This is a genomic window from Streptomyces sp. MS06 (genome assembly GCF_047200655.1).
Lineage (GTDB): Bacteria > Actinomycetota > Actinomycetes > Streptomycetales > Streptomycetaceae > Streptomyces.
On record NZ_JBJZOJ010000008.1, the window covers coordinates 133,954 to 146,882 of the forward strand.

Sequence of the window (12,929 nt, forward strand, 5' to 3'; positions counted from 1 at the left end):
TGAGTGACTCCTGATCAACTGCCGGAACTGAGTTCGTTCGCCAGTCGGGCCGCTTCGTCGCGGACTCTCGCCAGGTTTTCGGCCGTGGTTCTCATCTCGTCGGCGTAGCGGCGGCCGAGGTATGCCGACGGGTGGTTCCGCGGGTGAGCTGCAGCATTGGAGGCTGCGGTCTGGCTGCGGCGCCCCGCGTCGCGTGCGCCGGCCGAGGCGATGGTCTGGTGCCCACGGGCGAGTCTGCCGACCGCTTTCTCGACGTTTTCAACGCGCGGTACCACCCGTTGGGCGAAGGCCTGATGTCCACGACTGAGCGTGCCGACCGCCTCCTCGGCCCTTCCTGCGCGGGCTTCCACTTGGCCGAGGCGTTGCTGCACATCCCTCATGTCGGCCGGTAGTCGCTCTGCGTACGTCCGCACGTCGATCTGTTCTCGCGTCTCGCGTGAGAGGAAGCCCCATTTGCTGCGTACAAGGCCCATCTTGTCCCGCAGCAGTTTTTCCTCTATGACTTTGCTGAAGTCGAACAGGGAAGGCATGCCAAGTTTGGCCAGGGTGATCGCGGTGAAGTCGACGCCGGTCGCGCCGGTCAGTGAGGCGATATTGAATGCCGAGGCGGATCCGGTGAACATGCGGGCCAGTCCGCCATACCACTGGGTCGTGACGTTCAACTTCTCTTTGAGATGTGAGACATCTTTTTCGATGGTCTTCAGTGCCAGCATAGTTGGAGTGGTGCCGTCCTTGCCGGCAACGTCCGGTGGTGTCATCTGGTTAGGCAATTTGTTTCCTCCTCCGGTGTGCTGCAATGTGTGGAATCCGGGTGGTCCGGCGGCACGCGACTTCCGGTGCGGGTGAGAGCGCGTGACGGAGCGGGCCGGGTCTTCGCCAGTGGTTCCGTCTCGGAGGTGGCTCGGCCGACGGTCGGTGTCGCCGGAGCGTGTAGGGCGGAAGCGGCGCCTTGACGGCCCCGGGGGCTCGGAGGGGTGCTGCACCGGGGCGTGGACTGCGGACTGCGCACCGGCGTGGGTGGCGTGCGGGGGCGACGCCCTGCTCGATCCGTCGGCCGGTCGTGGGCGTGACGCCGGGGTCGGGCGCCGCGCCCGCGACCGTCGGGTGCGGGTGGTCCGGTCAGGCGTCCCGGCCCGTGCGGCGGCCCAGTTCCGCCAGGGCGTCCTGCCAACCCGCCACGTAGGCGCGGGTCTCCGCGGAGGCCACCTCGGCGCGGAGATCGTCCAGCAGGGCCTTTTTGCTGCGGGGGCCGGGGATGTCCAGGAGCTGGTTGAGGCGGTCGTGGAGGGGGATGTGCGGGCGGCTGTCCCTGGCCTGCTGCGTCATGGTGCCCTGCCTTCCGGGTCGTGCCACTGAGTGAGGGGCCGGTGCGGGTGCGGGGGTGGCCTCCCGAGCGCTCACTCGAACTGGAGTTCGATAGCTTACCGAACGGAGTGGCGTATGTGCCGAAGGGACATGCCCCGGCGTGGGCCTGAAGGCTCGGTGCTGGCCGGATTCCATCCATCGAGGCCTTGATCGTCGCGTCTCACCTGGGGAGGTAAGGTGTTTCCCTGCTTCCCGTCCCGCGAAGTCGCCGTCACCCGGGGCACCCTGAGGGACTGTCGGCATGCAGGGCGGAGGCCATCCACACGCCAGGATGTCTGGAATGTCAGGGGAGTCCGGGGTGGGAAGGCAGTACTGGCACATGGACAGGGAATCGGGTGACGGACGGGACAGCCGAGTGGTCGACTGGCTGGAACCCGCCGCTGACTTGCCCCACCTCTACGCCCGGATAGCGGAGTTGGTGCACCGCGCGGGCCACGACGCTCGGGAACTCGTCGTCATGCCCCGCTCCGAGGTCGACCGGCGTGAGATGGCCTCCTTCGCCGGCGGCTGGGCCGAGGCCATGCGCAGCGATCTCCCCACCATCCGCCGCGAGTACGAACGCCGTATCGCCGAGGCGTACGCCCGGGGTCAGGTGATCGGCCGGCGCGGGCGCGGGTCCACCGGCACCGCGGCGTCGCCGCCGAACCCGGCGACGGACGGCGAGGCCGACGTCATCCCGCTCCCGCTCGCCCGTCTGCTGCAGCCCCCGGCCACGGTGGTGGAGGCGGAGGAGCGCGTACGGCGTGAGCAGGAAGGGCCCGGACGCGAAGGCCCCGCCGATCCGGTACGAGCGCCGGGCGAGTCCGACGGTTCCGGCGGCTCCGTTCCGCGGCAGCACGGCCGCCCCGGGTCCGGCGGCCCGGCGGACGGCTCCGGCGGAGGAGCCGCAGGTGCCGCGTACAGGAACCCCGTGGACCCCGGCGGTAGGGGCCAGGGCGTTGCGGAGCATGGTGAGTCGGACCGGGGCGCCGCGCACCCTGCGAGCCCCGAGCGGTCGGCGGTGGGCCGGGTCGGTGCCCAGCGGGCGGTCACCGACCGAGCCGAGGCCGACCTCGGTGGCGAGAGGCGAACCGGCGGCGAACGAGCGGGCCGGGGCCGAGCGGACGGGGACCGCGGTGCCGTCCTCGACCGAACGGCCGAGGGGCGGGACGCCGCCCCGGACGCGGCTCCCGGGACGCGGGGGTCCCGGGTGCCGCCCGGCGGCCGTACCGGAACCGCCGCCATGGATCGACCGGCCCCTCAGGACCCGGTCCCGGACCGGGACCCGGGGCGAGTTGGGGACGCGGAGCCGGTGCCGGACCCGGTGCCCGGCGGTCCCCGGGACGGACGCGGGCGCCGGGCCACCCGCGTCGTCCGCAAGGTGGCCCGCCGCAACGGCCGTCCCGTCGTACCGCCCCTGAGCACCGTCCCCTTCCAGCCCGGCCCCGGGCCCGACCGCGCGCGTCCGCCCCACCCCGCCGAGGTGGACGGGCGGCCGGACGACGCACGCGACGACGTACGCGATGACGCACGCGACGACGAGCGGTTGTCCATCCGGGCCCGGGCACTCGCCGAGGAGTTGGAGGAGCGGGCCGGCGGCCGGCCTTCTCCGGACGCCGGCGCCTGAGCCTGCGGCCGGTACCCGGCACCGCGCGCGGCGGGTACCCGGCACTGCGCGCGGCCGGTCAGGCGAAGAAGCGGCGCAACTCGTCCGGTCCGGGCGAGCCCTCCGATGCCGTTCCGGAGGCCGCGCCGCGCCCCGCCTGGGCCCCGCCGCCCGGCCGGAGCCCGCCGGAGGCGCCGCCGTCTCCGTCGTCGCCCGCTTCCGGGCCCTCGCCCGGCCGCGGCACCGGCTCCGGCGGCTCCGGCGGCTCGTCGTCCTCGCCGGTGTTGACGCAGGCGAACATCCAGTTCGCCGCAGCCAGATGGTCGACGGCCGCGGCGAGGAGATGGTCCGTCACCGACCAGTCGTTCGCCTCCCCGTAGAGCTCGCGGTTGACCTCGCTGTCCCGCGGCAGGCGCTTGAGCAGCACCATCAGCCGGCGCGAGGAGAGCCGGCCGCGGTGCCAGTCCAGCAGGTCCGTGCCGTAGTGGCGGAGCAGGTCGACTTCGAGTGCCTCGGCGTGTTCGTCGACGAACTCGACGAGGCTCAGTCTTCCCCCAGGCCCAGCCCCGTCTCCTTGCCGTAGGCCTCCAGGATCGCGGCGATGTCCTGCATGGTGCTGTCGTGCTGCTCGAAGCGCGCGAACTGCTTCTCCCCCATGAGGAGCCGCAGCAGGCCGTCCACGTCGCTGTCGTCGAGCCGCCGCAGCTCCTTGGCGGTGGCCCGGGTGAGCTCGGTGGGAAGGGTGTAGGTCTCGCCGTCCAGGTCGAAGGACCAGGTGCGGCCGAGGGCTTCCAGGCGCTGGGCGCGGGCGGCGTTGACGTCGAAACTGGCCATGGTGATGCGTACTCCTCGATCGTCGATCGGGTCGAAAGGGGTCGTGCGGTGGTGCGGTGGTGCGGTGGTGCGGTGGTGCGGCGCCGGGTGGGCCGGAACGCCGGGCGTTCCGGCCCACCCGGCAGGGGGGAGGGGCGGGACGGCAGGAGAAGGTGCCGGCCCGCCCCGGAGGGGGGTCAGGCCGTGGCGTACGACTTGTCCTTCATGACGAAGCTCGCCAGCGCGCTGCCGTCGCCCGCCGACATGGCGGTGAAGGTGACACCGAGCTGGGCCGCGGCCTTGCGGGCCAGCTTCATGTCGTCGGATGCGGTGACCTGGCCGCGAGCGATGTGGAACCGGTAGGTCACCGGGGTGCTGGTGCCGGAGATCGTCTGGACGTCGGTGAACTCCAGGCCGAGGGCGCGCACGTCCGGGAACGCACGGTCCGGCACGTCGTACTGGTACACGTCCGGGTTGCCGGCCGCGTCCGGCTGGCTCACCGCGCCACCGCCCATGAAGAACGGCAGCGTGTCCTCGTTGAACTGCAGCAGGTGGAACTTGAGCGTCAGGTCCCGGTCCGAGTAGAGGAAGTGGACCGGGCTGACGGCCTGCCACGAGTCGACCGGCTCCACCTTGTCCTTCTTGGAGAAGACGACGCCGTCGGAGGTGGTGAAGCCGAGGTCCTTCCAGCCGGTGGCCCAGTCCGTGGCCGGGTCGCCGGAGAAGGTGGTCGGGACGGGGGTGTCGGCGTCGGCGACGTAGAGGCGGCCGGTGCCGGCGACGCGGATCTCGGAGGTGTTGTTTCCTGCCATGGTGATCTGCTCCTGTGGAGAGTAGGGAGGGAGGGAAGTGGTGCGGGACCGCGGCGCGCACGGCGCCGCGGGTGGTGCGGGTGGTGCGGGTGGTGCCTGTTCGGCCACCGGCGGCGGCCGAACAGAAAGACCCCGTCTGCTGACGGGGTCTCGTTCGTGGGCGGCAGCGTGAAGCCTGGCCGCGGGTGCGCGGGTGCGCGGGTGCGCGGGTGCGCGGGTGCGCGGGTGCGCGGGTGCGCGGGTGCGCGGGTGCGTTGCCGAGCGCCGAGCGCGGAGTGCGGAGTGCGCAGGAGGCGCGAGGCGGGCAGTCGGGATCGTCAGCCGACGGTCAGGGACAGCCGGGTGACGCTGACGTAGCGCTGCGCCGCGCTGTAGAGGTAGTCGGGCAGCCAGCGCGGGCCGTCCTTCTCCTCCACGTCGGTGATGGTGTTCGCGCCGTACGTGTTCCCGAGCGCGGCGAGCAGCGCCTGCCGGGCCGCGTTCGCCGTGCTGTGGGCCGTCGGCTTGTCGGGGCCGTAGACCTCCAGCTCGATCAGCGGCATGTCGACGTGCAGGTCGCCGGTCCAGGCGCCGCCGCGCCGGTTGACCAGTACGGCCTGCTGGGTGCCGTCGAATCCGGACGGCGCCGAGACGGCGACCGTGGTCGTGGAGAGCGCGGGCGCGGCCTGAAGGATGTCGACGACCAGTGCCTCGACATCGGGGAAGGTGCTCGGCGGAGTGGTCATGCGGGGTCACCTCGGTCAGGTGGACGGGTGGGTGGGGGCGGTCGGTCGCGCCACGGCCGACGGCGGAGCCCCGCCCGGGCTGCGGGCACAGCTCCGCCGCTGCACCAACTGTGACATGGAGCGTGCGCGCGCGCAACTAAATGGGGGGTGGGGTGTGCGGGACGAGGGAGGGAGGGGGAAACGCGGCGGTGGCCAGGCCCTGGGGAGGGCCTGGCCACCGGGAGGGAGGTCGTCCTGTTCGGTTCGCCGTTCAGCTCGCGACCGGGTTCGCGGTCCGGTCGGCATCGCGGTCGGCGCGGTGGCCGGCTGCGCGTGCGGCGGCACTTGCGGTGATGCGTTGGGCGGGGCGTTCGCCGGTGCGTCCGCCGGTGCGTCCGGCGGTGCCTTCGGTGACGCGGTTCGTGGCCCGGGTGGTCGCCGGCGCCGCGTCGTCGGGGTCGGCGGCGGTGCCGAGACCGCCGGGTGGCGTGCTCGACCCGGCCTGCGGGGTGGCGGACCTGCCGCGTGCCGCGCGTTCCGCCGCGAACACGTCCTCCAGGCGGAAGAGATGGGCCCGGCCGGCCTTGCCCGATGCGGTGAGGTGACCCAACTGGACCCACTTGCGGATGGTCGCCGGAGCCACCCCGGCCTCACGGGCCGCGACCGGGCCGGGGACCAGGGTGGGAAATGCGGAAACGATCGTCATGCGGGGCCCCTGCTGTTGCCGGCGGTGGACGGTGGGGTGAGCTGCCCGGACACCGGGCCGCTGCCGGGCACGCCGGTCGCGCTGCTCGTGCTGCTCGTGCTGTTCGTGCGAGTCGTGCCGGGCGGCGCCGGGAGCACGGTCTCCATCGCGCTGCCGAACTCCGCCGCGTCGGCGCCTGCCACGCCGGCGAGGGTCTGCCACTGCTCCTCCGGCCACAGATGCCGGTACGCCGGATCGTCGTGGCAGCCGCACTCCTCGTCCGTGCAGCGGCAGGCGGGGTTGACGCACAGGACGGCGCGGCGGTCCGGGAAGGCGCGCAGCGAGACCGAGTCGCACCAGGGGCAGCGCCCGGCTACGCGTACGACCGACTCGGTGTCGCCGAGCGTACGGGCGCAGCGGCGGGCCATGCGGCGGGTCTCGTCGCGCACGTGCCGGGCCAGTACGGGGTCGTCGGCGACGGCGTCGAGCAGTCCGGCGAGGCGGCGCAGCCGCTGCGGGACCGGGGTCCGGCGGGGGCGCGGCAGGCTCAGCTTGGCGTGGACCGCCTCGTCCAGCTCCGTCACTCCGTCGGTGATGTCGCGGATGGCGTCGGAGACGTGCAGGCGCAGCGGCGCGGCACTGTGGCCGAGCACGGGGGTGCCGTGCCGCTGCTCCATGAGCAGGGCCTCCCTGCGCTCACGGCGCACCAGCGCGTCCTGAGCCGCGCGGCGCCGGGGGTCCTCGGGGGCCGCGCCGGACCGGGTGGACGCGCCGGGCGAGGGGCGGCCGGGGGCCAGTTCCCGGGAGAGCTCGGGGAAGTCGCGCAGCAGGGCGGTGATCCAGAGGGCGGTGTCGCGGGCCGTGGCGGTGGCGTCAGGCACGGGTGCTCCCCGGAGTGCTCGCCGCGGCGGGCGGTACCGTCCCGCGGTCGTCCGGTTCCTCGCCCGGATCGGGGGGCGACATCGGGACCGGACCGGAGTGCGGATACGGGTGCGAGTGCGGATACGAGTGCGCATGCGGGTGCGGCGGTACCGCCCCGCTCGGGTCGTCCCGTACGGCGACCGGTCGCCCGTTGCGCCACAGCCGACCGGCGCAGACGCCGTCGAACCAGCTCTCGGCAGGGCTGACGACCTCCTCGCACCTGCGCCGCACCGGACAGGCCCGGCAGGCGCGGAGCGCGGGCGCCGCCTGGCTCGGTCGCCGGGAGAACACCACGGCGGCCGGGAGTCCGGCACAGGCGGCCGCGGCCTGCCACGGGAGGCGGTCCGGGGGGCCGGACGGCTGCGGTGGGTACGACAGGAACTGGGAGAGAGGCGGGGCGGATGCGGGCAAGGTGACTCCTGAGTCCGTTCCGTTCTGACGGAGGGCCAACTGTGACACGGTGCGTGCGAGCGCGCAACTAAGTCAAAGGTTGTGCGCGGGCGGGAAAAATTTCACCGAAGTTCACTGTTGCGTGCACGCGTGCGCGTAATTCCGCGTGCGCAAGCACGCTAAACTCGGTGGATCTCCGTGCGGAAAGAGGAGCGGCCATGGGTGCCCACAGCCTGGACGCGTTCGCCAGCTGGGTCGAGGACCTGATGCGGGAACGCGGATACGACATCGACACTCCGCGGGGCGGCGGCAAGTCCCGCATCGCCGACGAGGCGGGAGTGCACCGCGCGGCCGTGACCCGGCTGCTCCAGCGTCAGAGCATGCCCGACCTGGAGACCATGCGCGGACTCGCCCGGGTGCTCGGCGTCTCCGTCCGGGACATGCTGATCCGGTCCGGCCGGGTCACCGCCGAGGAGCTGCCGTTCACCGCGGACCTCCTGCCGCCCCCCGAATGGCAGCCCACCATCGAGGACTTCGCCCACTGGCTGGGCGTGCCCGACGAGCGGCTCGACGTGTTCATCAAGGTGGTCACCCAGTTCCTGGAACCCGGCGACACGACCCCCGGAGGCCAGGCCGCCGCGCGCGACTGACCCCCGCCCGGACGGACCGTGCCCAGGCGGACCGCGCCCGGTCTGCGGCGGGCAGCGGGTCCGTGCCGTGCGTTCAGTGCGCTCCGTGCAGTGCGGTCAGTCCGCGGTGAGCATCCAGTCGACCTCGGTCTCCACGAACAACACCCGGACGCCGTGCAGGCCCAGGTGCAGCCGACAGCGTCCCTCGCCCTCGGCGACCACCCGGCCGCTGTAGGGATCGCGGGCGGACGGCTCCCGTACCGTGAACGGCCCCTCGCCGAGGTGCTCGAACACCGCGCCCCGGTGCCCCGCCTCGTTGAGCAGCACCTCGCCGGCGGAGCCCCGCAGCGTGCCGGACAGCCGGCGGGCCTCCGACGCGGACCGCAGGGCAGCCCGCCAGGGGCCGTCGCAGCTGATCTCGACGGTGACGTCCCGCTCGGTCGACACGGGCAGCGGCACGCGGACGAGTGCCGGGCCCCGCCTGCCCTCGGCCAGTGTGCGCAGCCGGCCACGGCCGCCGGTCCGGCCCTGGACCCGGAATCCGCCCTCCGACTCGGCGGCGAACAGCAGGATCTGGTTCCCCGACGGACGGGACCCGGGCCGCCCCGACGGCTTGGCGAGCCGCACGGTGGCCGTGCCGCACCCCCGGCTCCACTCCGCCCACGCCTCCCGGGCCGGTGCCCCCGGTATCCGGGCGAGGGCCGCCCGCCCCTCCTCCAGGATGCGCGGCACGTCCTCGGCGGCGGCGCCCTTCGCCCTCTCGTAGGCGTCCAGAGCCGTCTGCCATTCGGTGAGCGCGGCCCCGCTCGGCAGCGGAAGCCCGCCCAGCAGCTCACCGAACCGGGTCACCTCCTGCTCGGCCCTCTCGCCCCCGTCCGCGTCCAGCACCTCGGGAGCCCGCCGCGAGTCCCGCGGCTGCGCCCACGCCCGGCCCTCGTCCTCCGCCTCTCCCCCCTCGCTTCTTCGGCCGCGCCATCCCCGCCCCCGTCCCTGCCCCCGCCCCCGCGGCTCCTTCCCGTCCCGTTCTCCTGCTGCTTCTCCTGCCCCTCCTGCTTCTCCTGCTGCTCCTCCGCTCCTCCCGGCCGGGGGCCGGGGCTGGGCGCGGTAGGAGGCGAGTGCCGGTGACAGGACCAGCGTCCCGAACATGACCAGCATTGCGGTTCCGGTGCCGAGGGGGAGCGCCCCCAGGGTGATCAGCAGGAAGGCGAAGGCGCCGGTTCCGTTGAGCAGTCCGTGCGCCAGTGCCGTGCGGCCGCGATGGCCCCGCCCGACTTCGGCCGGGGTCGCGCGGACCGGTGTGCGGGCACGTTGCGGTGTGTGCGGCAAGGGGCCACCCCCGTTGGTGGAGCCGTTGGCTGAGCCGTTCGTAGGTTGTGTGCGACTGGTGCGCGAGTGGTTCGCGAGCCGTTCGCGAGTGGTTCGCGGCGTCGATCAGGCGTGCACGGCGCGGTGGAAGCGGAGCAGCGCCCTGGTGCCGACGCCGAGCAGGGCGGGCACGTCCTCGGTCGGGACGCGCCGGGCCAGGGCGAGTACGTCCAGGGCGACCGCGTAGTCGTCCAGGGCCTGCCGGGGTACGGCCGGATCGTCGGCGCGCGGGCCGTACTCGGCGAGGCAGTCGCCGTACTCGATGACGGCGAGGCGTACGTCGACGCCGAGTGCGTCGAGGTGTCCGGTCGCGGTGTGCGGCTGCGGATCGTGCGGCATGAAGACCCCCGTCCTCGTCATTCCGGTGCACCGCGCGAACTGCCGGGAACCGCAGACGGAACGCGGCGCAGTGCGTCCATGCTGCGGGAGTGCGGGCCGGGCGGACAGGGGGTCGGGGCGGCGGTGTTCTGCTGCCCGACGCTGCCGGGCCCCGGCAACGCACGAGCGGGGGCGGTCCACATCGTGGACACCGGGAATCGTCGCCGGTCCGCCGCCCCGCGGACGGAAAGCCCGAAATATCCGCCTGAGTTGTCTGGATATGCACAGGTATTAGAGACGAATAAGCCTCCTGAAGGCATTTTGCCGCACGTACCTCGGCGCGGTCTTGACGGGCGTGGGGAAGTGGGGTCCAATCACATGGCATTTTTGAAGATCGTGTAAAGCGGGGGGATGTTTTCTGTGTTTGCTGACCGGAGCCTGCGCGGCGAGGGGAGACGCCGTCGGCGTCGGACGTGCAGAGGCGCGGGACCCGTCGCGCTCGCACTGAGTACCTTGGCGGCAGCCCTGGTGCTGCCCGCGCAGCAGGCGGGAGCCTCCGCCGCACAAGCGGACTCCGCGCCGCAGTCGGAGGAGCAGCGGGCGCTGGCCGACGCCGCGGACTCGGGTCACCGGGTGGAGGTGACGGGGGAGCGCACGGAGCGGACGACGGTGTACGCCAACCCGGACGGTTACACCTTCACGTTGGAGGAGGCGACGGCGCCGGTACGGGTGCCCGCTTCGGGTGGCGGCTGGCAGGCGCCGGACGCGACGCTGGTGAAGCGGGCGGACGGTTCGGTGGCACCGAAGGCGGCCGCCGTGCAGATGGCGTTCTCCGGCGGCGGTGACAAGACACCCCTGGCCCGGATCACCGATCAGGGCCGGTCGCTCCAACTGGACTGGCCGGGCAGCCTGCCCGCGCCCACGCTGGACGGCGCCAGCGCCGTGTACCCGGAGGTGCTGCCGGGCGTCGACCTGCAGGTCAACGCGACACCGGAGAGCCTCCAGCCGGTGTTCGTGGTGAAGACGCCCAAGGCCGCCGAGAGCGAGGCCCTGAAGAAGCTCACCTTCGACCTGACCACCGAGAACCTGCAGGTGCGCAAGAGCGCGGCCGGGAGCCTGGCGGCGGTCGACGGCGCGGGCCGCACGGTGTTCCGGGCGCCGCCCGCCCGGATGTGGGACTCCGCCGGTGACGCGTCCGGGACGCAGACGCAGCTGATGAGGAGCAACACCACCGGGACCGGCGATCCGGCCCCGGCCGACCCGGCCGAGACGGCGCCGTCCGGTACGGGGCTGGAACCCGGCCAGGGCGACAAAGTGGCCGACATGGGCGTGGCCGTCACCGACGACGCGCTGACGGTGGTGCCCGACCCGAAGATGCTGACCGGGACCGACGCGTCGGCGTTCCCGCTGTTCATCGACCCCAACGTGTCGTTGAGCGTCTCCGAGCGGACCCTGCTGCGCAGCGACGGCTACGAGTCCTACGGCTGGGGCAACGGCTCCGACAACGAGGGCAAGGGCGTCGGCCACTGCGGCACCTGGAACGGCTACTACTGCGGCCCCGGCTACACGCAGCGCCTGTACTACGAGTTCTCCCCGTCCCAGCTGAGCGGCAAGAAGATCCTCGACGCCACGTTCCGGGACACCGAGACCTGGTCGTTCACCTGCGATCTGCGACTGCTGGACCTGGTGCGCACCAACAACATCTCCTCCGCCACGACCTGGGCGACCAGGCCGACCGAACTCGACTGGATGGTCGACCGCTGGGTCTCTGCAGGGCGCGGCTCGGACTGCGACCCGTCGCAGCCGGACGCCCCGATCGAGCTCCACGACAACCCGCAGGAGCCCAACGAGAACCTCACCCCCACCGTGCAGTCCTTCGCGGCGGGCAACTTCTCCCGGCTGACGCTGGAGCTGCGGGCGCACGACGAGTCGGACACCTCCGCCTGGAAGCGGTTCAGGAACGACGCGGCACTGGTGGTGCAGTACGTCCCACTTCCCGCCAAGCCCGACCACGTCGGCCTGGCCAGCGGAAGTGCCACGGTGTGCAACACCAGCGTCTCCGACCCGCAGATCGTGTCCGACACGACACCGTTGCTGCGGGCGGTGCCACACACCCAGCCCGGCGGCGGTGACGGCCTTCTGCGCGTCTATTTCGACCTGGACGAGCTGAACAGCGACGGAACCTGGACCGACACCCCCGACGGGGGGCAGTCGCTCGCTCCCTCGACGCCCATCGCCAACAACAAGCTGGTCGCGAAGGACTGGGCGACGCTCACCGAGGGCAAGCTGTACCGGTACCACGCCTGGACATGGTCGTACTACGACGACTACTCGAACCATCTCAGCAGTCAAGCGTCGGACGGCTTCTGCTACTTCAAGGTCGACCCGACCAGACCGAAGGTCCCGCAGGTGACGATCGGCAGCCCCTACACCGAGTGCGTCAAGGGTGACTGCGCGCCGCACGGCGGACCGGGAGTCGCCGCGACGTTCACCTTCGCCCCCGACGAGGCGGACAGCAACGTGGTCTCCTTCGAGTACAGGCTCTCCACCGACACGGGCTGGACGCTCGTGGACGGCTCCTCCGCCACGGTGAGCTTCACTCCTCAGGAGGCGCGGACCTACCGCCTGCAGGTACGCGGCAGGGACGACGTGGAGGGCGGCCGCCCCGGTGAGACCAGGCAGCTCGACTTCATCGTCGCGCCCGGCGCCGGACCCACGGGCAACTGGCACTTCAACGAGTCGAGCGGCGCGGCCGTCGACTCCGCCACCGACGGCGGTGTCCCGCAGTACGACGCGAACCTGTACGGCGGCGCGACCCGCGACGACCGTGGCCGGCAGGGACTGCTGACCACGGACAAGTGGGGGACCACGCTGCCGACACCGGTCACGGACCAGGGCCTTGCCCTGGACGGGAGCACCGGCTACGCCGCGACCAGCGGACCGGTCGTCGACACCCGGGCCTCGTACACCGTGTCCGCCTGGGCCCGGCTGGATACGCTCCCCGACGGCAACCGGACGGTGCTCGGCCAGGACGGCACCTTCTACAGCGGCTTCTACCTCTCCTACCTGGCCTCCGCGGGCACGTGGACGCTGCGCACGTCCCCGCAGGACGACGGAGGCGGCAACATCAGCGACCAGATGGTCGTGGCCCAGCAGCCGGCGACGGTCGGAGTGTGGACGCACCTGGCGGCGGAATACGACGCCTCCGCCAAGGAGATACGGCTCTACGTCAACGGCAAGCTCCAGGGCAGCCACTCGGTGGCATCGTCCTGGGACGCCGACGGCCCGCTGCAGATCGGCCGCGTGCTGTGGGCCGGCTCCTACTACGACTACTTCTCCGGG

General features: G+C 72.6%; 13 protein-coding genes and 1 pseudogene. 3 read left to right on the forward strand and 11 right to left on the reverse strand.

The window, feature by feature from the left end:
* Positions 1-14: 14 nt before the first annotated feature.
* On the reverse strand, positions 15-770 hold the full coding sequence (locus ACL02U_RS06300; protein WP_412789634.1) for a hypothetical protein: 756 nt from the start codon (positions 768-770) through the stop codon (positions 15-17).
* Positions 771-1,119: 349 nt separating this feature from the next.
* Positions 1,120-1,326 (reverse strand): hypothetical protein, encoded by a 207-nt coding sequence (locus ACL02U_RS06305; RefSeq protein WP_412789635.1) that lies wholly within the window; start codon positions 1,324-1,326, stop codon positions 1,120-1,122.
* 358 nt (positions 1,327-1,684) lie between these two features.
* On the opposite strand from ACL02U_RS06305, the gene ACL02U_RS06310 reads away from it, so the two are divergent.
* Entirely contained in the window at positions 1,685-2,971 is a 1,287-nt protein-coding gene (locus ACL02U_RS06310) for a hypothetical protein (protein ID WP_412789636.1), read from the forward strand.
* 58 nt (positions 2,972-3,029) lie between these two features.
* Here the strand turns inward: ACL02U_RS06310 and ACL02U_RS06315 are convergent, their stop codons facing one another.
* The 7 genes and pseudogenes from ACL02U_RS06315 to ACL02U_RS06345 form a co-directional block, all read right to left on the reverse strand.
* Complete coding sequence (locus ACL02U_RS06315; protein ID WP_412789637.1) at positions 3,030-3,380, reverse strand: hypothetical protein; 351 nt, start codon at positions 3,378-3,380, stop codon at positions 3,030-3,032.
* Positions 3,381-3,493: 113 nt separating this feature from the next.
* Positions 3,494-3,784: a hypothetical protein gene (locus ACL02U_RS06320; RefSeq protein ID WP_412789638.1), complete on the reverse strand. Its 291-nt coding sequence runs from the start codon at positions 3,782-3,784 to the stop codon at positions 3,494-3,496.
* A gap of 176 nt (positions 3,785-3,960) precedes the next feature.
* Positions 3,961-4,575, reverse strand: coding sequence for a phage tail protein (locus tag ACL02U_RS06325; protein ID WP_412789639.1), 615 nt, complete (start codon positions 4,573-4,575; stop codon positions 3,961-3,963).
* A 317-nt stretch (positions 4,576-4,892) separates the two neighbouring features.
* The gene (locus tag ACL02U_RS06330; protein ID WP_412789640.1) at positions 4,893-5,300 is read right to left on the reverse strand and encodes a hypothetical protein; all 408 of its coding nucleotides are present in this window, start codon (positions 5,298-5,300) and stop codon (positions 4,893-4,895) included.
* A gap of 493 nt (positions 5,301-5,793) precedes the next feature.
* Positions 5,794-5,985, reverse strand: a pseudogene (locus ACL02U_RS06335) (hypothetical protein); the annotation flags it as partial.
* Positions 5,982-6,845: a hypothetical protein gene (locus ACL02U_RS06340; protein ID WP_412789641.1), complete on the reverse strand. Its 864-nt coding sequence runs from the start codon at positions 6,843-6,845 to the stop codon at positions 5,982-5,984. The gene ACL02U_RS06340 and the pseudogene ACL02U_RS06335, both read right to left, overlap by 4 nt.
* Positions 6,838-7,344: a WhiB family transcriptional regulator gene (locus tag ACL02U_RS06345; RefSeq protein WP_412789642.1), complete on the reverse strand. Its 507-nt coding sequence runs from the start codon at positions 7,342-7,344 to the stop codon at positions 6,838-6,840. Before ACL02U_RS06345 ends, ACL02U_RS06340 begins: the two co-directional genes overlap by 8 nt.
* A gap of 149 nt (positions 7,345-7,493) precedes the next feature.
* Here ACL02U_RS06345 and ACL02U_RS06350 point away from each other — a divergent pair, with 149 nt between their 5' ends.
* On the forward strand, positions 7,494-7,925 hold the full coding sequence (locus tag ACL02U_RS06350; protein ID WP_412789643.1) for a helix-turn-helix domain-containing protein: 432 nt from the start codon (positions 7,494-7,496) through the stop codon (positions 7,923-7,925).
* A gap of 96 nt (positions 7,926-8,021) precedes the next feature.
* Here the strand turns inward: ACL02U_RS06350 and ACL02U_RS06355 are convergent, their stop codons facing one another.
* Positions 8,022-9,230 (reverse strand): hypothetical protein, encoded by a 1,209-nt coding sequence (locus tag ACL02U_RS06355; RefSeq protein WP_412789644.1) that lies wholly within the window; start codon positions 9,228-9,230, stop codon positions 8,022-8,024.
* Positions 9,231-9,335: 105 nt separating this feature from the next.
* A complete protein-coding gene (locus ACL02U_RS06360) occupies positions 9,336-9,629 on the reverse strand; it encodes a hypothetical protein (protein WP_412789645.1) in 294 nt (97 codons plus the stop codon).
* Positions 9,630-10,100: 471 nt separating this feature from the next.
* On the opposite strand from ACL02U_RS06360, the gene ACL02U_RS06365 reads away from it, so the two are divergent.
* The coding region (locus tag ACL02U_RS06365) for a LamG domain-containing protein (protein WP_412789646.1) at positions 10,101-12,929 on the forward strand (2,829 nt) is incomplete at its 3' end.